The sequence below is a fragment of the Moritella yayanosii genome, assembly GCF_900465055.1.
Lineage (GTDB): Bacteria > Pseudomonadota > Gammaproteobacteria > Enterobacterales > Moritellaceae > Moritella > Moritella yayanosii.
In genome coordinates, this window is record NZ_LS483250.1 from 4,240,081 (window position 1) to 4,263,903 (window position 23,823).

The following is a 23,823-nucleotide window of genomic DNA, read 5'->3' on the forward strand; positions in this document are numbered from 1 at the left end:
TGCCTGAGTATTGAAGTAATATATTTATGGGAATCAGGACCTGTGAATATTGTGATTACTTATTTTGGAGAGCAACTTGAAAAAGCAAATTAAAATTCTTATTGTTGATGATTTTTCTACGATGAGACGCATCATTAAAAACTTACTGCGCGACCTTGGTTTTAGCAATACATTTGAAGCCGACGACGGTAATACCGCGCTACCTATGCTTAAAAATGGCAATTATGATTTTGTGGTCACTGACTGGAATATGCCTGGAATGCAAGGTATTGATCTACTTAAAGAAATACGAAAAGATCAAGCGCTTTGCCATATCCCAGTATTGATGGTTACTGCGGAAGCGAAACGTGAACAAATTATTGAAGCTGCGCAATCAGGTGTAAATGGTTATATTATTAAACCATTTACAGCTGCGACGTTAAAAGAAAAGTTAGAGAAAATTTTCGAACGAATTCAATAAGCAAGGATGCGCATGAGTGATCAACAAGAAGCATTGATTTCATTAGAAAAAGCTAAAGAACTGGTGACACTACTAGAGTGCGGCCAGGTAGAAATGGCAAATGAAATCATTATTGATATTCAAAATGAATGTTCAGCCGAACTGTATGAGAAAGTGGGGGTGTTAACTCGTCAATTACATAATTCATTAGAAGACTTTCAATTAGACACACGTATTGAAAGTCTGGTTAAGGATGAGTTCCCGGATGCTAGAGAACGTTTAAACTACGTTATCGAGATGACGGATAAAGCCGCCAACCGCACCATGGATGCAGTGGAAGCTTGTCTACCCATCGCGGATAGTTTTAATAATCGTATCCAACAAGTGATGCCGAATTGGACAAGATTGATGAATCGTGATTTGCAACTCGGTCAATTTAAAGAGCTTTGTAAATTATTAGATAATTTTCTTCAAGTTTCAGCTTCTGATGCCGATAGTTTAAGACAGTACTTAACTGAGATTCTAATGGCACAAGATTTCCAAGATTTGACGGGACAAATGATCCGTCGAGTGATTAATCTAGTGCAAGAAGTAGAAGTTAAATTAGTTGAAATGCTGACTATGTTTGGTGAAACGACAAAGCCACTAAATCAACCAGCAGACGAAATTAAAAAGATCATTGACATTGAAGCTGAAGGTCCAATCATGAATGCGAGAGAACGTGTGGATGTGGTAAACGGCCAAGATGATGTTGATGATTTATTATCAAGTTTAGGATTTTAAGGGAGATATTGATGAGCTTTGATGTTGTTGATGAAGAAATTCTACAGGACTTCCTGATTGAAGCGTCTGAGATTCTAGAGCTACTCTCTGAGCAACTCGTTGATTTAGAAAAAAATCCAGAAGACTCAGAATTACTGAATGCAATCTTTAGGGGGTTCCATACAGTTAAAGGTGGCGCTGGCTTTTTAGCATTATCAGAACTAGTTGATATATGTCACGGTGCCGAAAACGTATTTGATAGCCTACGTAATGGGCATCGAGCGGTAACACCTGAATTAATGGATGTGATTCTTCAAGCATTGGATTGTGTCAATGTGATGTTTGTCGCGATTCAAGAGCGTGAACCATTAATTGCTGCAGATGCGGAATTAATCCATCAACTTCATTTGCTGACTCAACCTGAATCTGTACCAGTAGTGATGGAAAAGGTTGTAGAGGTGACTTCTCAACCGGTAACCGTTTCTGGTAATGACTCTGGCATTGACGGAATGTCAGAGCTTGATTTTGAAAAATTACTTGATGAACTTCATGGTAAAGGTGGAACGCCGACAGCTGCTAACGTGGCCGTCCCGGCGCCTACACCTGCTGCAAGTTCAAATGTTGATTTTACGGATGATGAGTTCGAAAACTTACTTGATGATCTGCATGGTGTTGGTCAGCATGCTAGCGCAGCTAATACAAACACAACGTCAGCTCCTGTTGTTGCTACGCCAGCCGCTAGCAGCAGTGAACTCAATGACGATGACTTTGAAAACTTACTGGATGAATTATACGGTAAGGGTAATGCGCCAAGTGCTGCTGCGACGATCAAAAATGTGGTTAATGCTGGAGGTTCTGCCGCTATCCAGCCCGCGCCTGTGGCACAAACTGACACTACGATTGCTACACCAGTAGCAAAAGTGGCACCAGTAGCCAAAAAATCGACTGAAACTGTGGTGGTAAAAGCAGAGAAAAAAGCGAAACCTCAAGTTGATTCAACAGTCCGTGTTGATACTCGTACCCTTGATGAAATTATGAATATGGTGGGCGAATTAGTACTCGTCCGTAACCGTTTAGTGAGCTTAGGCATCTCGAGTAACGATGAAGAAATCACTAAAGCTGTGTCCAATCTTGATGTGGTTACTGCCGACTTACAAGGTGCGGTAATGAAAACACGCATGCAACCAATCAAAAAAGTGTTTGGTCGTTTCCCGCGTGTTGTACGTGATTTAGCCCGTAGTTTATCAAAAGACATTAATCTTGAAATGATTGGTGAAGAAACCGATTTAGATAAGAATTTAGTGGAAGCACTTGCTGATCCACTGGTTCACTTAGTGAGAAATTCGGTGGATCATGGTATTGAAATGCCAGATGTACGTGAGAAAAATGGCAAACCACGACAGGGGACGATTACCTTATCGGCATCTCAAGAAGGCGATCATATTCGTCTGAAAATTGTAGATGATGGTGCGGGTATGGACCCCGAACTATTAAAACAAATTGCGATTAAGCGTGGGGTGCTTGATGCTGATGCAGCAGCAAGAATCTCGGATAATGAAGCATTCAACCTTATTTTTGCCCCCGGGTTTTCAACCAAAGATCAGATATCAGATATTTCTGGTCGAGGGGTTGGTATGGATGTGGTTAAGACGGGTATCAGCAAACTTAATGGTACAATTTCGATCGACTCCAAACTGGGGGTTGGTACAACGATTGAAATTAAAGTACCGTTGACACTGGCGATTCTACCCACCTTGATGGTAGAAGTCGGTAAGCAAATATTTGCTTTACCATTGACGAGTGTGAATGAGATCTTCCACTTGGATTTAAATAAAACCCATGTTGTAGATAATCAACTCAGCATTGTAGTCAGAGACAAAGCGATTCCACTATTTTATCTGCATGATTGGTTAACTAAAATGGACCCTCAAGCAGCGACTCGAAATGATCGTGGTCTTGGCCATGTTGTGATCGTCCAATTAGGGACCAAACAAGTTGGCTTTGTGGTTGATAGTCTGATTGGTCAAGAAGAAGTTGTTATTAAAGCGTTAGACAACTTACTACAAGGTACGCCAGGCATGGCAGGCGCAACTATTACCAGCGATGGTGGTATTGCTTTGATTTTAGATATTCCAAGTCTCTTAAATCATTACGCTAAACGCTAATTTGTTGATACAGGGGGCTGCCCCTGTGTGCTTTTACATTGAAGTAAACACATTTAAGTAGATAGATTAGATGAAAATAAAGGTTTTAGTCGTTGATGACTCTAGTTTTTTCAGACGTAGAGTAAGTGAAATCATTAATGCAGATCCAGAAATGGAAGTTATTGATACTGCTAAGAATGGCGAAGAAGCGATCATTAAAGCGAAATTGCTACGTCCAGATGTGATCACTATGGATATTGAAATGCCGGTACTCGACGGTATTTCTGCAGTTAAAGCGATCATGAAAGACACGCCGACCCCCATTTTAATGTTCTCGTCACTGACGCACCAAGGTGCGAAGTCGACACTCGAGGCTTTAGAGGCTGGTGCGGCTAACTTTTTACCGAAAAAGTTTGAAGATATTGCCAAAGACAAAGCAGAAGCGGTTAAATTACTGCAGCAAAATATTAAAGAAATCAGTAAACGCAGAAGTGGATTGAGAGCTCCGCGTATCACTCCCGCCCCAGTTCGTAGTGCGCCGGTAGCGCCTGATAGACTGCGTAAAAATACAATGACAAGCAGATTACATACGGCGAATGCTGTAAACGTGAGACATGTTGCTGATGTTGATAGTGCGATACTTGAAACGCGAACGCCGGTAACTGTCAGCCATGTAAGAAAACGTGCATCAGGTAAAAAATATAATTTAATGGTAATTGGTGCGTCGACCGGTGGTCCAGTCGCATTACAAAAAGTATTAACACCTTTACGTCATGACTTCCCTTTACCTATTTTACTCATTCAACATATGCCGGCTACGTTTACGTCGGCATTTGCAGCGCGATTGAATACCTTATGCCAAATCACAGTAAAGGAAGCGCAGCATGGTGACCGCTTACGGCCTGGAGTTGCTTATTTAGCACCTGGTGGTAAGCAAGTTCTGATTGAGAGTAAAGCCGGTGGCTTAAGTTTAAAAGTCATTGAAAGTCCTGAAGGGATTAATTATAAACCGAGTGTCGATATTACATTCGGCTCTGCTGCGCAGTCATATCGCGATAAAGTATTAGCGATTGTATTAACGGGTATGGGTGCTGATGGTCGAGATGGCGCTAAATTACTCAAACAAAAAGGCAGTACTGTGTGGGCTCAAGATGCACAATCTTGCGTTGTATATGGTATGCCACAAGCAATTGTGAATGCTGGATTAGCCGATGAACAAATTAATTTGCCAGAAATCGCAGCGCGCATTAATATTGAAGTTGGTTGTCGGTAACGACATGCAGATAAGGTAGGGTAAAGTTGAACGTTTGGACTGTTGCTAATCAAAAAGGCGGGGTTGGAAAAACAACCACTGCAATTACTCTGGCAGGTTTACTTTCAGAGCAAGGACAGCGCGTATTATTAATCGATACGGACCCTCACGCATCATTAACGAGTTATCTTAATTATGATTGTGATGATTTAACGGTTGGATTGTTTGATCTTTTTGTCGCGCCTATGCTTGATGCCGAATTGGTTCATAATGCGACGATTGAAACACCTTATAACGGTATTAATTTATTACCTGCGACGATGGCACTGGCGACTTTAGATAGAACACTAGGTCATCGTGATGGGATGGGACTTATTCTAAAAAATATTATCACGTTAGTGTCGGAGGATTATGACTTTGTTATTATCGATTGTCCTCCTGTACTTGGGGTGATGATGGTGAATGCGCTGGCAAGTAGTGACCGAATTTTAGTGCCTGTGCAAACCGAGTTTTTAGCATTGAAAGGTTTAGACCGTATGGTTAAAACCTTTGAAATTATGCAACGCAGTTGTACAAATAAATTTCATTATACAGTGATCCCAACTATGTTTGACCGCCGAACTAAAGCTTCACTTGTGTCATTACAGACGTTGCAACAAAACTATAGCCAGAATATTTGGCGTGCTGTTATCCCTGTTGATACACAATTTCGAAATGCCAGTTTAAAGCATATGCCACCTTCTATGTATTCTCGTAGTAGCCGTGGTGTTGCTGCATATGGGGAATTATTACAAGACTTGTTGGCAGGCATTAAGCAGCAGGACCGTATGTATGGATAAGCATAACAAACACACAGCTTTAGATGATTATTTTGCATCTATGTTATCTGTTCCAGAGGTTGAAGAAGTGAAACAGTCTGAGTTAACTATGGCGTTTACAGAGCCCGAACAGGCTGAATTAAAACCGTTATTGTCGGTTGTTTCACCTCAAGGACTGGGTGATTTTAAGATGCCTGAGCCAGATAGCTCGGGTTCTTTAACCGAGCTTGACCTGTTATTGGACTCTGTTATTGACATTGACCTTGCAGACATGGACTTGTCTGTTTTAGATAATGCTCAGTCAGTAGACTTGCAAGTAGAACAAGTACTTGCAGAACCTGTTGTTGATACTGCGTCTGCAGCAGAGCAAGAGATACAACCCGTTGAAGCGGATGTGACAGCTGAAGAGTCTGAACGTACGGTGTCGTTAAATACAGAGCTATCGTCATCATCGATACCAGCATCAGACACAGAAACCGAATTAGAAAGCAACGTCGAAGCGGCCCCTACATGGAAAAATGTTGAATTAGAAGAACGCTTTCAAGCTTTGTTTTTTGAGGTCGCAGGTGTTATGTTTGCAGTGCCTCTGACCGAGCTTGGTGGTATTCACCAAACTGAAGTAGTAAACAGTTTATTTGGTAAACCGGATTGGTATTTAGGTATCATGCAACACCGTGAACAAAAATTAAGTGTTGTTGATACTGCACAATGGGTTATGCCTGAGCAGAATATGGGCGAGATAGATTATAAATATCAGATCCAACTAAGTGAGTCGAATTGGGTACTAGGCTGTGAAAGTCTGCATGGTACTGAAACTTTAAACAGTAATGATATTAAATGGCGAAGTACACCTGGTAGTCGACCTTGGTTAGCTGGCATGGTTAAATCACGCATGTGCGTATTATTACACGTAACCGAAATGATTAAATTGCTGGATAATGGCATCAATATTCATGGGCAATAGTAGAAGGAAATAAAACATGAGTCAGTCTCGAAACCTAGTAGAAAATGTAGCTGAAGATGAAGTGCTACAATGGGTTACATTCAAGTTAGAGAATGAAATCTACGGTATTAATGTAATGCAAGTACAAGAAGTATTACGTTATACAGAAATTGCCCCAGTGCCGGGTGCACCAAACTACGTAATTGGTATTATTAACTTACGTGGTAATGTCGTGACTGTGATCGATACCCGTGTTCGTTTTGGTTTGATGCCATCAGAAGTGAGCGAAAATTCACGTATCGTTATCATCGAAGCCGACAAGCAAGTGATTGGTATTCTTGTTGATGGTGTTGCTGAAGTCGTCTACCTACGTTCTTCAGAAATCGACATGGCTCCGAGTGTCGGAACTGATGAAAGCGCTCAATTTATCCAAGGCGTATCAAACCGTGACGGCGAATTGCTTATTCTTGTTGATTTGAATAAGTTTTTAAGTGATGACGAATGGGATGAATTAAGCGGTTTATAAATTTAATCTAATTTCTATCTAGAAAAGCACTGTAATGATTGTTACAGTGCTTTTTTTAATTGTTTTTTAATTGAAGGACTCAATATGCTTGCTTTGATTTTGTCTGGTGCTGCGCTGACTGTCGCTATTGCCGCGATTATTGGTTGCGTGGTATTATTCCGTAAGTTAACTAAATTGCAGGCAACACATAGTTTACTACTTAAAGACTTATCTAAATCAAGAGAATCACTGCAAAAACGCATCATTGAGCTAAGCACATCAAATATTAATCTTGGTGGTGCAATTCAGGGTGTAGCTTCGGAATTACAACAAACTAGGTTTCAACAAGATGAAATGAAGGAAGAGATGACCGCGCACGAGCAGCAAGATCCTGATAGCCGTTTTTATACGCGGGCTGTGAAGCTAGTTGAATTAGGCGCAAGCCTTGATGAAATCATGCGTGAGTGCGAACTACCACGGGCAGAAGCGGAATTATTACTAAACTTCCATAAAAAATAACATTTATACCCTATAATTGACCAATTATTTGATGTTGCTTAATTATGCTTAAAGCTGGAATATGTTAACATTCTGGCAGGTTGATGCTGGAAGAATACAAAATATGTTGGAAGTTGTTAAATTAAGCTGTATACGCGAAGATAGCGTGTTATTTTCTGAACTCAGTTTCACCGTATCTGCAGGTGAAATGATCCAAATTGAAGGCCCAAATGGGGTAGGGAAAACAAGCTTACTGCGTTTATTAGCCGGACTCTCATCCCCAGCCGATGGTCATATTCTTTGGCAACAAACGGATACCTTAGATGATCGTGAAAGCTATCATCAAGACCTCCTCTATCTTGGTCATTTACCGGGTGTAAAAGCAGAACTGACCGCCTTTGAAAATCTATTTTTTTACCATGCAATGCATAAAGCTGTCGCCAAAGAGAAAGTTTGGGACGCGCTGGCACAAGTCGGCCTTGCTGGTTATGAAGATCAATTAGCTTGTCACCTTTCAGCTGGACAGCAACGTCGTATTGCTTTAGCACGGTTATGGCTGTCGGATAAAAAATTGTGGATCCTTGATGAGCCTTTTACTGCTATTGATAAAAATGGCGTGAAAGTATTAGAGCGTTTATTTTTAGCGCATGCCGATAATGGTGGTAGCGTTATTTTGACTACGCATCAAGATCTACAGTTCTCAGCAGGACGTTTACGTAAGATCACCTTAACCCGTCAACACTTAACTGAGTATTAATATGTTTGCTGTTTTTATACAGGTGATAAAGCGTGAATTAATCACGGCTTTTCGTCGTAAATCAGATATTTTAAATCCACTGTGGTTTTTTATTATCGTGATAATGCTGTTTCCATTAGGCATTGGTCCAGAGCCAAACCTATTATTGCGTATTGCGCCAGGTGTTATCTGGGTTGCCGCTTTATTATCGGCACTGTTGTCGATGGAACGGTTATTCCGTGATGACTTTCTCGATGGGTCGTTAGAACAATTAATGTTAACAAACACACCATTAGGGGTGATTGTTACCGCTAAGGTCGTTGCGCATTGGCTGCTGACTGGTTTACCTATTTTATTTGTATCACCTTTGTTAGCGGTATTTTTATCATTAGATGCGAATACCTTCATGGCGACTTTCATTACCCTGTTACTCGGTACGCCAGTACTGAGTTTTGTTGGTGCGATTGGTGTGGCCTTGACGGTTGGCTTACGTAAAGGTGGCGTATTACTGAGCTTGCTGATCTTACCGTTATTTATTCCAGTATTGATTTTTGCAACCAGTGCCATTGATGCGGCAAGCTTTGGCGTATCGTATGCTGGCCCTGTGGCTATTTTAGGTGCGATGCTCGTTGCATCGGTTACTTTATCACCGTTTGCTATCGCGGCCTCATTACGGGTTAGCCTGAGTTAAATCGTTAGTTAAAGATAAGTAAAGTTAGTTTCAATCATTGTTAAGGTTCATATAATTGAGCCGTTATTTATGTAGAGAGTTTAATATGTGGAAATGGCTCCATCCGTATGCAAAACCAGAAAAAAGTTATCACTTAGCCGGTAAAATGCTGCCTTGGTTTGCACTATTTAGTGCGGTTTCATTGAGCATCGGCATGATTTGGGGTTTTGCATTTGCGCCCGCTGATTATCAACAAGGTGATAGTTTCCGTATTATTTATCTGCATGTACCTGCTGCCTCCTTGTCTATGGGCGCTTATTTTAGCATGGCTATGGCTGCGTTTATTGGTCTGGTATGGCAATTGAAAATGGCAGATATGGCTGTTGCTGCGATTGCGCCAATTGGTGCTGTCTTTACCGCAATCGCGTTGTTCACCGGTGCTGTATGGGGTAAACCTATGTGGGGTGCTTGGTGGGTATGGGATGCGCGTTTAACATCTGAACTTATTCTATTATTTTTATATCTTGGCGTTATTGCCATTTATGGTGCGTTTAGCGATAAGCTGTTAGCGGGACGTGCTGCTGGTATTCTTGCCTTAGTCGGCGTTATTAATCTACCAATTATTCATTACTCAGTTGAATGGTGGAATACGCTACATCAAAAAGCCACTATTAGTAAATTCGATAAACCGTCAATGGATACCGATATGTTATGGCCTTTATTGATTAACTTATTAGGCTTTGGGTTACTGTTTGGTACCTTGACCTTGATGCGTTTTAGAAATGAATTAATTACCCGTGAGTCGCACAGACCTTGGGTGAAAAAATTATTTATCGAGGACAAGTAACATGCAATTTGATAGTTTTTCAGCTTTTATAGCGATGGGTGGCTACGGTTTTTATGTCTGGCTCGCGGTGGCTTTTAGCATGCTGGCATTAGGCTCATTAACCGTTGCTACGATTGTCAAACGTAGCCAAATTATTCAAGAAATTAAAAATAAGCATCAGCGTATCGAGCGTATGCGTGCTGCTGAAAAAATGGAGAATACGCTATGAACCCAAGACGTAAAAAACGCTTATCTATAGCTCTGGTGATTATTATTGGTTTAGGTAGTGTTACTGGCCTTGTTCTTTACGCGTTAAAGCAGAACATTGATTTATTCTATACCCCGACACAGCTAATTGAAGGTTTAGGTGAAGATAAAATCAAACCTGTAATTGGTCAGCGTTTACGTATTGGTGGCTTAGTGATGCCGGGTACCGTCAAACGTAATCTGGAAGATCTTAAAGTTCGCTTTGTACTCAGTGATGATGGCGGTGGTCTGGTAACACTGGAATATGAAGGTATTTTACCGGATTTATTCCGTGAGGGGCAGGGTATTGTTGCTCAAGGTGTATTGAAATCAGCAAACGTTATCACGGCGACTGAAGTACTCGCTAAACATGACGAAGAATATATGCCATCTGAAGTTGCAGAAGCAATCAAAGGTATTAAGCATATGAAACCAGAATACGGTAACGAAACTAAATAAGGTAGTTTGTAATGATCCCTGAGATTGGACATTTTAGTTTAATTGTCGCAACGGCGTTGTCGTTCTTGCTGGCAATTTATCCACTTATAGGCGCAAAGATTAATCATCCTGGGATGATTAATAGTGCTAAACCATTAGCCATTATGCAATTATTGCTAATGAGTCTTTCATTTGTAATTTTAGCTTACGCATTTGCGACTGATGATTTTTCAGTTGGTTATGTAGCAACTAACTCAAATTCATTATTACCGATACAGTATAAAATCTCTGCGGTATGGGGTGGTCATGAAGGCTCATTATTACTGTGGTCTTTAACCTTAGCTATTTGGACTGCCGCTGTTGCAATATTTAGCCGTGGTATTCCTAAGATTGCACTGGCTCGCGTACTTGCTGTGATGGGTATGATTGCGATTGGTTTTAACTTGTTTATCTTGTTAACGTCAAATCCATTTGATCGTACTTTGCCTTACTTACCGCTTGACGGTAACGACTTAAATCCATTGCTACAAGATGTTGGCTTGATTTTCCATCCGCCGATGTTATACATGGGTTATGTTGGTTTCTCTGTTGCTTTCTCTTTTGCTATTGCGGCATTAATGGCTGGTCGCCTTGATTCTGCATGGGCGCGTTGGTCACGTCCTTGGACATTAATTGCTTGGGTATTCTTAACGTCAGGTATCGCTCTGGGTAGTTGGTGGGCTTATTATGAACTCGGCTGGGGCGGTTGGTGGTTCTGGGATCCAGTAGAAAATTCATCATTTATGCCTTGGCTTGCTGGTACCGCATTGATTCATTCGCTGGCAGTAAGTGAAAAACGTGGTGTATTTAAATCATGGACCGTTCTATTGTCGATTTCGGCATTTAGTTTAAGTCTATTGGGTACTTTCTTAGTACGTTCGGGTGTACTGGTGTCTGTGCATGCGTTCGCCTCTGATCCTGCACGTGGTTTGTTTATTTTAGCCTTCTTAATTGCGGTTGTTGGTGGTTCATTACTGCTTTATGCAGTGAAAGGTTCAGAAATTAAGAGCCGTGGTAAATACAGCTTATTCTCTCGAGAAACCTTCTTGTTAATGAACAACGTATTATTAATTGCAGCGTTATTAGTTGTGCTGATCGGTACCTTGTTACCGCTGGTACATAAAGAACTGGGTATGGGCTCGATTTCAATCGGTGTACCATTTTTTAATAATATTTTCTTCTATATCATGATCCCGTTTGCAATCGCACTGGGTATCGCACCGTTATTACGCTGGAAGAAACAAGAGGCTGACTTACGCCCATTGTTTATCCAGTTAGCGGTAAGTGCTGTAGCAAGTATTGTGTTAGCGGTTGCATTACCGGCAATCTTTGCTGATAAGATAAAAATTGTTGCCGTTGTTGGTTTTGCACTCGCATTCTGGGTGATTATCACTAGTTCGATCGAAGTCTATATACGTGCGACTCATCGTCATAGCTTTGCTTCAGGTGTAACGAAACTTGGACGTAGTCATTGGGCTATGGTACTGGGTCACGTTGGTCTCGCGATGATGTTGATTGGTATTTCTGCAACACAGAATTACAAAATCGAAAAAGACATACGTATGGTACCAGGAGATGAAGTCATTTTTGCTGATTACTTATTCAAATTCGAACGTATTGGTGAAGCCAATGGCTCGAACTACGAAGGTTATGAAGCGGTATTTAATATCAGTAAAAACGGTAAGTTTGAAACTACCATGCACGCAGAAAAACGTAGCTATTTCGCACAGCGCAGTATGCCAATGACTGAAGCCGCGATCGATTGGGGCGTAACACGTGACCTTTACATCGCACTTGGTGAGCAGTTAGAAGATGACTCATGGGCAATTCGTATTTATTACGAACCATTTATTCGTTTCATCTGGTGGGGCGCTTTGGTTATGTCTATCGGTGGTTTGTTAGCTGTATCTGATCGTCGTTATCGTTTTGTGAACAAACGTGTAGCGAAAGCATAATAATTAGGACCAGAATAATGACTAATGATGTGAAAAAAACGAAACAGTTAATGACACGACTCATACCCTTGATCATATTTTTGTGTGTGTCTATTTTCCTTTACATTGGCTTATTTCGTGACGCTACCGTTTTAGAGTCGACCTTCATTGGTCGACCTGTTCCTGAGTTTACATTAAACGATTTAGTTGAACCTGAGCTACAGCACGATAAAAGTGTATTGTCAGGCAAACCTATGCTGTTAAATGTATGGGCAACGTGGTGTCCAACTTGTTACGCCGAGCATAAGTACTTAAATGAACTTGCTGAAGACGGTGTTTACATTGTCGGTATGAATTACAAAGACGATCGCAAAAAAGCGTTAAGATGGTTAGCAGAGCTAGATAACCCATACAAGATCAGTCTTTTTGATCCTGATGGCATGTTAGGGCTTGATCTGGGTGTCTACGGCGCGCCTGAAACTTTTTTTATCGACAGTAAAGGCATTATTCAATTCAAGCACGTAGGTGATATCAATCCACGTAATTGGAATGGTGAGCTGAAAGCTGTTTATGAGCAGTTGAAATAAGGATTTAAGATGAAAAAATTATTCGTATTAATGACTTTAATGCTCAGTTTCAGTGCTGCTGCGGTCATTGATGTCTATGACTTTGAGACTGAAGAACAAGAAGTCTTGTTTAGAACCTTAACGGCAGAATTACGCTGCCCTAAATGTCAAAACAATAACCTTGCTGATTCCAATGCCTCGATTGCCAAAGATATGCGTCAAAAAACCTATAATATGGTGATCGAAGGTCAGAATGAAGATCAGATTGTTACTTACTGGATTGATCGATTTGGCAACTTTGTTTTATACAAACCGCCTGTAACCTTAGGCACTGCTATTTTATGGGTTGGTCCTGGTTTATTTGTATTATTTGGTGGTCTGATTATTGTTCGCAACAGTCGTCGTAAAGTCAGTGTTGAAAACGATGATGAGTTAACGGGTGCGGAGAAAGACCGTTTGGCCAAAATTTTAAAGGATAGCGAGAAATAGCATGTTGTTATTTTGGATAGTAAGTATTGTATTGGTGATCGTTGCTGCGCTGGCATTTGTTATCCCTGTTACCGGTGAGAACAAGTTAACAGGCGCGACACGAGACCAACTAAACAAAGACCTGTATAAAAGTCGTATTAGGGAATTGGTTGACGATGAAGATCAGGGGTTGTTAGACAAAAGCGAAGAGTTTATTGATGAAATGCAACGTGGTCTATTGGATGACGTTGTTGATGAGAAAGTAGTAAAAGTAAGTACCGCTGACTCACCATTTATCTGGCTTGCTGGTGTTATATTCTTAGTGGTCTTCTCGGTGTCTGTGTATATGACATTAGGCGCACGTGAAAAGGTAGCGAACTGGGAAGACGTATATTCACGTTTACCTGAGCTAACCGACCGAGTGATGAATGAAGGTGATAAAGTCACAGATCAAGAGATCAAAGACTTTAAACTGGCATTGAGTACCAAGATGAGGGAAGAACCGGATAATGAATTTGGTTGGTTATTGCTGGGGCGCTTAAACGTTGCATTAGGTGATCCTAACGCCGCATTCATTGCCATGGACCGTGCTTACAAACTAGCCCCGCTGAACACATCAATCGTGACCGGTTATGCACAAGCATTAATGCTCAGTGATGATCCTGAACAGAATAATTTAGCCCGTAAAATATTGATGGAGCTTAAACAAGAGAAACCTAACGATATCGAAGTATTATCGACGTCTGCGTTCATGGCGTTAGAAAATCAAGATTACCTTGGTGCAATCGAGCAATGGCAACGTATGTTACCGTTACTTGCTGGTCAGCCAGATCGTATCCAAATGATCCAAGGTAGTATTAAATATGCCAGAAAACAGATTGAAGCGAAAGGTGGGTCTGCACCTGTAGCTGCGGGTTCTACAACTGCTCCTGCTACTGCAACCACGGGTCCTGCGGTAACTGCCAACGCAGCGCCTGCGGGTAATGAGCAAGTAACGATCACTATTACTGCTGACCAAGTGCAGCTTAAAGGTTACTTGTATGTTTACGTGCAAGCGGCTGTGGGATCTAAAGCACCACTGGCGGTTAAACGTATCACGGACCCAACATTTCCATTAACTATCTCATTATCAGATAGCGATGCTATGATGGCACAAATGAAAATGTCACAATTTCCATCGATTAAAGTGAGCGCTAAGCTTTCTCAAGATGAGAATGTGATGACGAAAGATGATGACATCAATTCTAATACTGTGACGGTCAATGAAGGCGACCCACGTTCAGTGACGCTTAATTTTAGTCGTTAATTTAATTAACGTGTTAGCTATGTTGTAACACGATGGTAGCGCTTGTAATAAGCCTCATAGAAATTACGTTATGTAATATCCATGGGGCTTTTTTTTGTTGCTATTATCGCGAAAATACCTATGATACGCGCTCTATTACTTCGATTACTTAATGCGGGTTGACTATGTATACATTAAATCTTGATATTGCTGACTTCATGCAAAATTATTGGCAGAAAAAACCACTGTTAATTAAAGCGGGATTCAAGGACTTTATCGATCCAATCAGCCCGGATGAAATTGCTGGTTTAGCGATGGAAGAAGAAGTGACGTCGCGTATGGTGTCACTTGAAGATGGTAAGTGGGAAGCTAAATGTGGGCCTTTTACTGAATTTGATCGTCTGGAAGAACCGGGTGCCGCTATTTTAGTGCAAGCGATTAACCATTGGCATGATCCTTCCGCTGAACTGGCGAATGCGTTTAACTTTATTCCAAGTTGGCGTTTTGATGACTTAATGGTTTCTTATAGCTCTGATACCGGTGGTGTGGGTCCGCATATCGATCGTTATTGTGTGTTTATCATACAAGGTCAAGGTAAGCGCCACTGGCGTGTTGGTGCTCAGGATATGGATCCTCAAGAATTCGCAGCGAACGGTGCTTTGAAGCATTGTGAAGCCTTTGACGCGGTTATTGATACAGTGTTAGAACCTGGTGATATCTTATATATTCCACCTTACGCACCGCATGAAGGTTATGCTGTTGGCGAAGCGATTAACTATTCTGTAGGTTTCCGCGCACAAGATCAGAAAGAGCTGTTAAGCGACTTTGGTGATTACTTATTACAGCAAGACAAAGAATTTATTCGTTATAGCGATCCTAAGTTACAACCACGTGCAGAGCATGGTTCTATCGAATCAGGCGAAGTGCAAGGTTTAACAGACATCATGACATCATTAATGGCAGATAAAAGTGTTATGCATGACTTTCTTGGTCGTCATTACAGTGAATCAGCACACGAATTAGATTTATTGGTACCTGAAGGTGGTTACATTGCCGATTTCGCGATTGTAGTAGATGAAATCGGTATGGAGTCTTATTTGCGTAAAGTAAATGGACTGAAGACATTATATTTCCCAGAAATGCCAACGAGCTGTTTCATTGATGGCGAGCGTTATGACTTTGACGCAAGCATTGCGGCAAGTGTACAGACGTTATGTAATACCACTGAACAGACAGCCAAAGAACTTGAAGTATTAATGGAAGATAAAGTATTTGGTCAATTGTTGATTGATTGGGTTAACTTAGGTTACTGGCACTTCGAGTAACGGTTACTAACAATTAAATTAGATAGCACTAAGGCTGATGGTCTTGGTGCTTTTTTTAGTTGTTTTTCAGGCAAAAAATAACCCCAGTTATTTACATAACTGGGGTTAGGAAGATTAACTAAAAATAATTACTTATTTTTAGCGTTCTCTTCTTTAACTTTAGCAATTACGCCTTCAGCTACGTTCATTGGACATGGGTTGTAGTGTGAGAACTCCATAGAGAACTGACCACGACCAGATGTCATAGTACGTAGTGAACCGATGTAACCAAACATTTCTGAAAGAGGTACGTCAGCTTTAATACGAACACCAGTAACACCCGCCATTTGATCTTTGATCATGCCACGACGACGGTTAAGGTCACCAATAACATCACCAACGTGATCGTCTGGAGTGAATACGTCAACAGCCATGATAGGTTCAATCAGTTGTGCACCCGCTTTAGGGATAGACTGACGGAACGCGCCACGTGCTGCAAGTTCGAATGCTACTGCTGATGAATCCACTGCATGGAAGCCACCGTCAAGTAGTTCGATTTCAACGTCGATCATAGGGAAACCAGCGAGAACACCAGTATCCATCATGCCTTTAAAGCCTTTTTCAACTGCAGGCCAGAATTCTTTAGGTACGTTACCACCAACAACTGAAGAGGTGAACGTGAAACCTGAACCCAGTTCGCCTGGCTTGATGATGTAATCGATTTTACCGAATTGACCACTACCACCAGATTGTTTCTTATGCGTGTAGCTATCTTCAATTTCTTGCGTAATAGTTTCACGGTAAGCAACTTGCGGAGCTCCAACAACTAGCTCAACACCGTATGTACGCTTAAGGATATCTACTTTGATATCTAAGTGAAGTTCACCCATACCTGAAAGGATTGTTTCACCAGAATCTTGGTCAGTTTCAACTTTAAATGTTGGATCTTCAGCAACCATTTTACCGATAGCAATACCCATTTTCTCAGTTGAACCTTTATCTTTAGGTGTTACAGAGATAGAGATTACTGGTTCAGGGAATACCATTGCTTCTAGATAGATAGGATTTTTAGGATCACATAATGTGTGACCTGTTTGAACGTTAGTTTTCATACCAACAATCGCGATAATATCACCCGCTTGTGCTGACGATAATTCTTTACGCTGATCCGCTTGCATTTCACACATACGGCCTACACGCTCAGTTTTACCTGTCGCAGCATTAAGGATCGTATCACCTTTTTTCAACGTACCTGAGTAGATACGAACGAAAGTAAGGGCACCAAAACGGTCATCTGAAATTTTAAATGCTAACGCTTTGAATGTTTCTTCAGTTGATACAAATGCTACTTCACCAGTAGGCTCGCCTTCGACATCTGTAAGCGGCTGAGGATCAACGTCAGTTGGGCTTGGTAGGTAATCAACAACAGCGTCAAGAATGTTTTGAACACCTTTGTTCTTAAATGCTGAACCACAGTAAGTTGGGAAGAACGACATATCACGAGTACCTTTACGGACACAACGTTTGATTTCTTCAATAGATGGCTCGTTACCGTCCATGTAAGCTTCTAATAGATCATCATCTTGCTCAAGAGCAGTATCAAGTAACTTTTCACGGTATTCTTCTACTAGCTCAACCATGTCTGCAGGAACAGCCGTGATTTCAAAGTTTTCAGCTTCACCTGTTTCATCCCAAACGTATGCTTGACGAGTAAGAAGGTCAACAACACCTACAAAATCATCTTCGATACCGATTGGTAAAACCATAACGAGTGGGTTAGCACCTAGTACGTCTTCAGTTTGCTTAACAACACGTAAGAAATCAGCACCAATACGGTCTAATTTGTTTACGAAGATGATACGAGCAACTTGTGATTCATTCGCATAACGCCAGTTAGTTTCTGATTGTGGTTCAACACCACCAGAACCACAGAATACACCGATACCGCCGTCAAGTACTTTCAGTGAACGGTAAACTTCTACTGTGAAATCAACGTGTCCAGGAGTATCAATAACGTTTAAACGGTGATCTTTCCAGAAACAAGTTACAGCTGCTGACTGGATAGTAATACCGCGCTCAGCTTCCTGTTCCATGAAATCTGTAGTTGATTCGCCATCATGTACTTCACCAGTTTTGTGGATCTGACCAGTAAGTTTCAAGATTCGTTCAGTTGTCGTTGTTTTACCAGCATCAACGTGAGCGAAGATACCAATATTTCTGTATTTGGATAAATCTGCCATTATGTTCTCTATAATTTATTTATGTAAAGATTCGCGCGGAGTATATCACGTTTTTTTAGCAACAAAAAAGAGATAGCGGCTTATAAGACGGCATTTGCTGGGTTTTTTTCAATATCGATATAATTAATTCGTATTAAGGCTATAAAAACTGAACGTTTAGCTAAAATGTTGGGTTTTCATTCTAAAAACAGGCGCAAATATAGTCGCGCCCGTTCTTTATACGCTTGTAAAAACGTGGTTTAAAACTGTTTTAATAAGTTTGGCTGGTAGTCATTAAAACTAATGATTAACTTCTTTTCGGCGATGAGGTTATCTAATTTGGCGATGTCAGCCATTAAACCTTCCATCGTTAATGTATTGTTGTCTAAATGGTATTGTTGCTTCGATGCCGCGTAATAGTAATTGAGGATGATGATGGCATCGATATGGGTGTTGTCACTGTCGCTTAATGCCATTTTTACATGATGCAGTTTGCGGTAAATTTTGTTGTTTGCTTGCTTTAAATCCCAGATATACATGACTTCAACGAGATAAGGATGCCGGCGAATAAACTTGAATATTACCAATAAGCTGATTCCCCCCAGGATCACACCAGCTAAATTTAGTTTAAAATTATTTTCGTCAGCACCGCCAAAAAAATGGATTAATATTTGGCCATAAAATAATGCCAACGCGATTAACATCGCTGTCGCGACAATGCTCGCCATGTTTAAGTGTTTACGGTAACGAACTTTGTCTATTTGTTGTAATTTCATTTACTTTCCGCTCTTGAATGAAGTGTGAATATTCTAGCAAATACGGACGTAAATAATACCAATTGCATTAAATAAATGTAAAGGAATTGCTAGCAGATTAAATTGGAGTTAGTTTAACTTGGCGTATGAAGGGATGCTTAAAGAAGCACATTACCTTATTATCAAAGACAATGTGCAGTACGACTATGTATGGATAAACCCCTGTAAAGATAGAGATAAATCACTATAATAAATCATGCTAGCGGCGATTATTTCGCGCTATTGTTTGCAGTACCAGCAGGGCGACGACGGTTGCCTTTATTTTCTGATGGATTCACTTCACTGCGTGGGCCAGTGTGACGACGGTTCTTACTAGCTGGTTTGTGACCACGTGAATTTTCACCGGAACGTTGACCATCTTGATGATCTCTTTTTGGATTTTTCGCTTTTGGTTGACGAATACCCGGTGTAGTCGGGAATGAATTCATGGGTGCAAAACCGTCTACAACAACACGTTCAAGGTGCTTTTGCGTTAATTGTTCAATCGCTACAAGCTCTTTTATTTCGTCATGACAAACTAATGAGATTGCAGTACCTTCAGCGCCAGCACGACCGGTACGACCAATACGATGAACATAATCTTCTGGTACGTTAGGTAAATCGAAATTAACTACTTGTGGTAGTTGTACGATATCGATACCACGTGCGGCAATATCAGTCGCAATAAGTGCTCTGACGTCACCTGATTTGAAGTTCGCTAGTGCTTTTGTACGTGCACTCTGGCTCTTGTTACCGTGAATCGCTGCAGCATTGATGCCTTGCTCTTCTAAGTGCTTGGTTAACTTGTTTGCGCCATGTTTAGTTTTGGTAAACACCAACACTTGCTTCCAGTCGTTTTCTTTAATTAGGTGTGTTAACAGCAGCGCTTTTTTATTCTTATCAACCGGGTGCATCCATTGTTCAACTGATTTAGCAGCAGCATTACGTGGCGTCACTGAAATTTCGATTGGATCATTGATTAAACCTCTAGCAAGCTGACGGATGTCATCAGAAAAGGTTGCTGAGAATAATAAGTTTTGACGTTTTTGTGGTAGTACCGCAAGGATTTTACGGATATCACGTAAGAAACCCATATCCAGCATGCGATCGGCTTCATCTAATACCAAAATCTCTAATTGGTGAAAGCGAATAGCGCCTTGATTATACAAATCTAATAAACGGCCAGGCGTTGCCACTAAGATATCAACACCACGACGTAAACGCGTCATTTGTGGGTTAATTTTAACGCCACCAAATACTACTGTTGATGTTAAACGTAAATGTTTGCTATAGACTTCAACGCTTTCTGCAATCTGTGCTGCGAGTTCACGTGTCGGCGTTAGGATTAACGTACGAGCTTGATTAGGGCGAGGGCGAGGGCCTTGGCTTAATTTTTCTAAAATAGGTAGAGTAAAACCAGCTGTTTTACCTGTTCCTGTTTGTGCCGCAGCCATTACATCCCTACCTGACAATACAGCTGGTATTGCTTGCGTCTGAATTGCTGATGGTGTGTCGTAGCCTTTTTCGGCTACAGCTTTTAGGATTGGAGCGGATAAACCGAGGTCGGTAAAACTCATATTGTGTCTCTTTATTTATGTGGTTGCTATTTATGTGCTAGTGCTTAGTATAACAGCGGTGCTGCAGGGTACATGATAGGCTGCTTAAGTGCAAATAGGTTAATAATAGTAGCGCTTATGTATTAATAGAGAATAAGACTGTTGACACTAAACCTGAAGTCTATATAATTGGTCGCAGCTTTAAGGTTAGTTTTATGAATGAATTCCATTTCGAAGTTTTTATAGTACCTCGTCCTGTTTGATCATAAGTAAGTAGTAACACTTCCAGCAACATCGGCGTATGCCACTTAAATTACTATCACAATAGGATTACAATTATGTCTAAAATCATTGGTACAGTAAAATGGTTCAACGAAACTAAAGGTTTCGGTTTCATTCAACAAGAAAACGGCCCTGACGTGTTCGCTCACTTCAGCGCTATCGAAAGTGACGGTTTCCGTACACTTTTAGAAAACCAAAAAGTTGAATTCAACGTTACTGATGGCCAAAAAGGTCCTCAAGCGGAAAACATCGTAGTACTTTAATTCTTTGAATTAATAGTCACTAAGATTGTTTAACTTAAATGAATTGATGATAAATCGAAACGTTTAAGTATAAAGGGCATGTTCTTCGGAGCTTGCCCTTTTTGTTTTATCTCCTATTTATTTAAGGTATCTACTGTGAGCCAAACTGATTTTTCTTCTTTAAATTTACGTCCAGAACTTGTTTCTAATCTGGATACTCTCGGTTATACCGAAATGACACCTATCCAAGCACAAAGCTTACCGAGTATTCTTGAAGGTAAAGATGTCATTGGTCAAGGTAAAACGGGTTCTGGTAAAACAGCGGCTTTTGGTTTAGGTTTACTTCAGCGTTTAAACGTTGAACGTTTCCGTATTCAAACGTTAGTACTTTGTCCTACACGTGAACTTGCTGATCAAGTAGCGAAAGAAATTCGTAAACTTGCACGTGGTATTCATAACATTAAAGTATTAACGCTGTGTGGTGGTATGCCATTTGGCCCACAAATCGGTTCATTAGAACACGGCGCACATATCATTGTTGGTACCCCTGGTCGCGTATTAGATCACTTAACTAAAGGCACGTTACGATTAGATAATCTAACAACATTTGTGCTGGACGAAGCGGATCGTATGTTAGAAATGGGTTTCCAAGACGCACTTGACGCCATTGTTGAGAAAGCACCAAGTGATCGTCAAACGTTACTATTCAGTGCTACGTTCCCGAAAAAAATTCAAGCGATTGCAGCGAAAATAATGAACAACCCAGAAATGGTTGAAGTTGCGTCAACGCACGATGACAGCACCATTAAACAACATTTCTATAAAGTAAAAAACTTTGGTGAGCGTTTAGATACAGTACGTGGTTTATTACTACTACATAAACCAGAATCAACGGTTATTTTCTGTAATACTAAAAAAGACGTACAAGATGTTGCTGATGAATTAGGCCATTTTGGCTTTAGTGTTATTGCACTGCACGGTGATTTAGAACAACGTGATCGTGACCAAGCGTTAGTGCGTTTTTCTAATAAGAGTATTTCGGTCATGGTCGCAACTGATGTAGCATCACGTGGTCTGGATATCGAATCTTTAGACGCAGTGATTAACTTCCAAGTTTCTCATGACAGTGAAATACACGTTCACCGTATCGGGCGTACCGGTCGTGCGGGCAGTAAAGGTATGGCTTACACTATATTTGATGAGAAAGAAGCATACCAAGTTGCGTTATTAGAAGATCGTTTTGGTATGATCACGCCAGAAGCATTACCACCGATGAGTGTCCTTAATGAATCACCAATGACACCTCAGATGGAGTGTATCCGTATCGATGGTGGTAAAAAGCAAAAAGTACGTGCGGGTGACATTTTAGGCGCTCTAACGGGTAAAGATGGCATTGATGGTAAGCTAGTTGGTAAAATTCAACTGTTTGATAACTGTGCGTATGTTGCTGTTGATACTAAAGTGGCTAAAGCTGCGGTACAGAAAATTGGTAAAGGTAAATTGAAAGGCCGTATGTTCCGCGCTTGGATTGTACGTTCATTTAACGATTAATCGTTAAGCTTCAGTAATACTGAGAGGACGTCTACTCTTTATTTACAGTAAATTATTTACAATAAATAATGAGTAGGAGCAGACGTCCTTTGAGTTATTAGTCCGTTAAGCATTGCGCTAATAAACTCACCGGATGGATAGTTTCTAAGTCAGTATTTTCGTCAATTTGCCATTTGCAGGTTTCACAATCGGTGATCGCAAAGTCAGCGTTGGCCTGTTTAATCTGTTCAAACAAACCTTTACCTATCTTCATCGACACCTCGTAGTTTTCTTTCTTAAAACCATAAGTACCTGCCGAACCACAGCATTCACTGTTGAGTACAATAACCTTTAAACCAGGGATAGTACGTAACAGTTCAATGGTAAATATAGCTAAGCCACTGCGCTCTAAATGACACGGCGTATGGTAGACGATGGTTTTATTCACGGGTTTTAATGTTGGCATATTACCGTTCATAAACTCGCGTAATAAAAATGGCGTGATGAACTCAAGCTTATGCATGATCTTGCTGTTATCGACGTTTAATACATGCGGGTATTCTTGCTTTAAGGCCAATGAACACGTTGATGAAGTAGATAGGATCGGGGTATTGAATTGCTCGACAGCCTCGGTCATGTGTTTAACATTAAATTGTGCATTTTTACGCGCTTTGGCATGAAAACCATTGGCGATCAGCGGTACGCCACAACATTTCTCTTTCTTCAATAATTTAACGCCGATATTCATGGCATTTAATACTTTAACTAAATCTTTGCCAAGCTGCGGATTGTTGTAGTTAACATAACAACCGTGAAAATAACTGATCTGACGTTCAAACTGTATTTGCGTGTCGGCTTGTTTTTTATACCAATGTCTAAACGAACCAAATGAATATTTAGGTAAGGATTTACGCTTATCAATCGCTATGGTTTTATCCATGATGGTTTTGATAATTTTCGAATCAGTGATCTTATTCACCAAGGGCGCAATGGGTGTCGATAATGTGCCAAATAAATCGGTGTGACTTAAAATATAATCACGCATTAATTTAGGATTAAGTTTTTTCTTCTCAAACTTACCGCGCGCAACCGCAATAATGTCACCGACATTGACGTTGGACGGGCAAGATGTTTCACAACGTTTGCAGTTAGTGCAGAGTTTTAATGCTTCGTCGTAATACTCAGGACTTTTTAGTCTTAGCCGCTCCCCATCTGGCCCAGATTCTTTTGGCCCCGGGTAATTCGGATTGGCTTTGGCAACAGGGCAATATACGGTACAAATAGTACACTTGATGCATTTTTCAAAACGTGTTGATGCTAAGTTCAT

Annotated in this window: 24 protein-coding genes; 20 read left to right on the forward strand and 4 right to left on the reverse strand. The window is 40.7% G+C overall.

From position 1 onward, the window contains the following. The first annotated feature begins 76 nt into the window (after positions 1 to 76). From cheY to MORIYA_RS19925, 18 genes are all read left to right on the forward strand, one after another. On the forward strand, positions 77 to 460 hold the full coding sequence (gene cheY, locus MORIYA_RS19840; protein WP_112718052.1) for a chemotaxis response regulator CheY: 384 nt from the start codon (positions 77 to 79) through the stop codon (positions 458 to 460). A 12-nt stretch (positions 461 to 472) separates the two neighbouring features. After that, on the forward strand, positions 473 to 1,222 hold the full coding sequence (locus MORIYA_RS19845; RefSeq protein WP_112718054.1) for a protein phosphatase CheZ: 750 nt from the start codon (positions 473 to 475) through the stop codon (positions 1,220 to 1,222). An 11-nt stretch (positions 1,223 to 1,233) separates the two neighbouring features. Beyond that, on the forward strand, positions 1,234 to 3,366 hold the full coding sequence (locus tag MORIYA_RS19850; RefSeq protein ID WP_112718056.1) for a chemotaxis protein CheA: 2,133 nt from the start codon (positions 1,234 to 1,236) through the stop codon (positions 3,364 to 3,366). Positions 3,367 to 3,436: 70 nt separating this feature from the next. Beyond that, positions 3,437 to 4,618 carry a protein-glutamate methylesterase/protein-glutamine glutaminase gene (locus MORIYA_RS19855; protein WP_112718058.1) on the forward strand — a complete coding sequence of 394 codons (1,182 nt, stop codon included), beginning with the start codon at positions 3,437 to 3,439 and terminating at the stop codon, positions 4,616 to 4,618. Positions 4,619 to 4,644: 26 nt separating this feature from the next. Then, positions 4,645 to 5,436 (forward strand): ParA family protein, encoded by a 792-nt coding sequence (locus MORIYA_RS19860; RefSeq protein WP_112718060.1) that lies wholly within the window; start codon positions 4,645 to 4,647, stop codon positions 5,434 to 5,436. Beyond that, positions 5,429 to 6,379: a chemotaxis protein CheW gene (locus MORIYA_RS19865; protein ID WP_112718062.1), complete on the forward strand. Its 951-nt coding sequence runs from the start codon at positions 5,429 to 5,431 to the stop codon at positions 6,377 to 6,379. The genes MORIYA_RS19860 and MORIYA_RS19865 overlap by 8 nt, the downstream gene beginning before the upstream one ends. Before the next feature lie 16 nt (positions 6,380 to 6,395). Beyond that, positions 6,396 to 6,884, forward strand: a complete 489-nt coding sequence (locus MORIYA_RS19870; protein ID WP_112718064.1) for a chemotaxis protein CheW — start codon at positions 6,396 to 6,398, stop codon at positions 6,882 to 6,884. 84 nt (positions 6,885 to 6,968) lie between these two features. Beyond that, a complete protein-coding gene (locus MORIYA_RS19875) occupies positions 6,969 to 7,382 on the forward strand; it encodes a DUF2802 domain-containing protein (protein ID WP_112718066.1) in 414 nt (137 codons plus the stop codon). Positions 7,383 to 7,443: 61 nt separating this feature from the next. After that, positions 7,444 to 8,118: a cytochrome c biogenesis heme-transporting ATPase CcmA gene (ccmA, locus tag MORIYA_RS19880; protein WP_232011689.1), complete on the forward strand. Its 675-nt coding sequence runs from the start codon at positions 7,444 to 7,446 to the stop codon at positions 8,116 to 8,118. Between the two features lies 1 nt (position 8,119). Further along, a complete protein-coding gene (gene ccmB, locus MORIYA_RS19885; protein WP_112718068.1) occupies positions 8,120 to 8,788 on the forward strand; it encodes a heme exporter protein CcmB in 669 nt (222 codons plus the stop codon). Positions 8,789 to 8,873: 85 nt separating this feature from the next. Continuing rightward, complete coding sequence (locus MORIYA_RS19890; RefSeq protein WP_112718070.1) at positions 8,874 to 9,614, forward strand: heme ABC transporter permease; 741 nt, start codon at positions 8,874 to 8,876, stop codon at positions 9,612 to 9,614. Position 9,615: 1 nt separating this feature from the next. Continuing rightward, positions 9,616 to 9,822: a heme exporter protein CcmD gene (ccmD, locus tag MORIYA_RS19895; protein ID WP_112718072.1), complete on the forward strand. Its 207-nt coding sequence runs from the start codon at positions 9,616 to 9,618 to the stop codon at positions 9,820 to 9,822. Then, positions 9,819 to 10,298, forward strand: coding sequence for a cytochrome c maturation protein CcmE (gene ccmE / locus MORIYA_RS19900; protein ID WP_112718074.1), 480 nt, complete (start codon positions 9,819 to 9,821; stop codon positions 10,296 to 10,298). The genes ccmD and ccmE overlap by 4 nt, the downstream gene beginning before the upstream one ends. Positions 10,299 to 10,309: 11 nt before the next feature. Beyond that, positions 10,310 to 12,271 (forward strand): heme lyase CcmF/NrfE family subunit, encoded by a 1,962-nt coding sequence (locus MORIYA_RS19905; RefSeq protein WP_112718076.1) that lies wholly within the window; start codon positions 10,310 to 10,312, stop codon positions 12,269 to 12,271. Between the two features lie 17 nt (positions 12,272 to 12,288). Continuing rightward, entirely contained in the window at positions 12,289 to 12,837 is a 549-nt protein-coding gene (locus MORIYA_RS19910; protein ID WP_112718078.1) for a DsbE family thiol:disulfide interchange protein, read from the forward strand. A 9-nt stretch (positions 12,838 to 12,846) separates the two neighbouring features. After that, positions 12,847 to 13,305, forward strand: a complete 459-nt coding sequence (locus MORIYA_RS19915; RefSeq protein WP_112718080.1) for a cytochrome c-type biogenesis protein — start codon at positions 12,847 to 12,849, stop codon at positions 13,303 to 13,305. A 1-nt stretch (position 13,306) separates the two neighbouring features. Continuing rightward, complete coding sequence (ccmI, locus tag MORIYA_RS19920; RefSeq protein WP_112718082.1) at positions 13,307 to 14,590, forward strand: c-type cytochrome biogenesis protein CcmI; 1,284 nt, start codon at positions 13,307 to 13,309, stop codon at positions 14,588 to 14,590. A 164-nt stretch (positions 14,591 to 14,754) separates the two neighbouring features. Further along, the gene (locus tag MORIYA_RS19925; RefSeq protein WP_112718084.1) at positions 14,755 to 15,894 is read left to right on the forward strand and encodes a cupin domain-containing protein; all 1,140 of its coding nucleotides are present in this window, start codon (positions 14,755 to 14,757) and stop codon (positions 15,892 to 15,894) included. A gap of 128 nt (positions 15,895 to 16,022) precedes the next feature. Here the strand turns inward: MORIYA_RS19925 and fusA are convergent, their stop codons facing one another. The 3 genes from fusA to MORIYA_RS19940 form a co-directional block, all read right to left on the reverse strand. Beyond that, positions 16,023 to 18,113 (reverse strand): elongation factor G, encoded by a 2,091-nt coding sequence (gene fusA / locus MORIYA_RS19930; protein ID WP_112718086.1) that lies wholly within the window; start codon positions 18,111 to 18,113, stop codon positions 16,023 to 16,025. A 239-nt stretch (positions 18,114 to 18,352) separates the two neighbouring features. Further along, positions 18,353 to 18,868 carry a DUF3087 family protein gene (locus MORIYA_RS19935; RefSeq protein WP_112718088.1) on the reverse strand — a complete coding sequence of 172 codons (516 nt, stop codon included), beginning with the start codon at positions 18,866 to 18,868 and terminating at the stop codon, positions 18,353 to 18,355. A 248-nt stretch (positions 18,869 to 19,116) separates the two neighbouring features. Continuing rightward, positions 19,117 to 20,463, reverse strand: coding sequence for a DEAD/DEAH box helicase (locus MORIYA_RS19940; protein ID WP_112718090.1), 1,347 nt, complete (start codon positions 20,461 to 20,463; stop codon positions 19,117 to 19,119). Between the two features lie 317 nt (positions 20,464 to 20,780). Between MORIYA_RS19940 and MORIYA_RS19945 the strand changes: the two genes are divergently transcribed. Beyond that, on the forward strand, positions 20,781 to 20,987 hold the full coding sequence (locus tag MORIYA_RS19945) for a cold-shock protein (protein ID WP_112718092.1): 207 nt from the start codon (positions 20,781 to 20,783) through the stop codon (positions 20,985 to 20,987). Positions 20,988 to 21,122: 135 nt separating this feature from the next. Further along, positions 21,123 to 22,517 (forward strand): ATP-dependent RNA helicase DbpA, encoded by a 1,395-nt coding sequence (gene dbpA / locus MORIYA_RS19950; protein WP_112718094.1) that lies wholly within the window; start codon positions 21,123 to 21,125, stop codon positions 22,515 to 22,517. Between the two features lie 97 nt (positions 22,518 to 22,614). Here dbpA and glpC read toward each other — a convergent pair whose 3' ends face one another. Beyond that, on the reverse strand, positions 22,615 to 23,823 hold the full coding sequence (gene glpC / locus MORIYA_RS19955; protein ID WP_112718096.1) for an anaerobic glycerol-3-phosphate dehydrogenase subunit GlpC: 1,209 nt from the start codon (positions 23,821 to 23,823) through the stop codon (positions 22,615 to 22,617).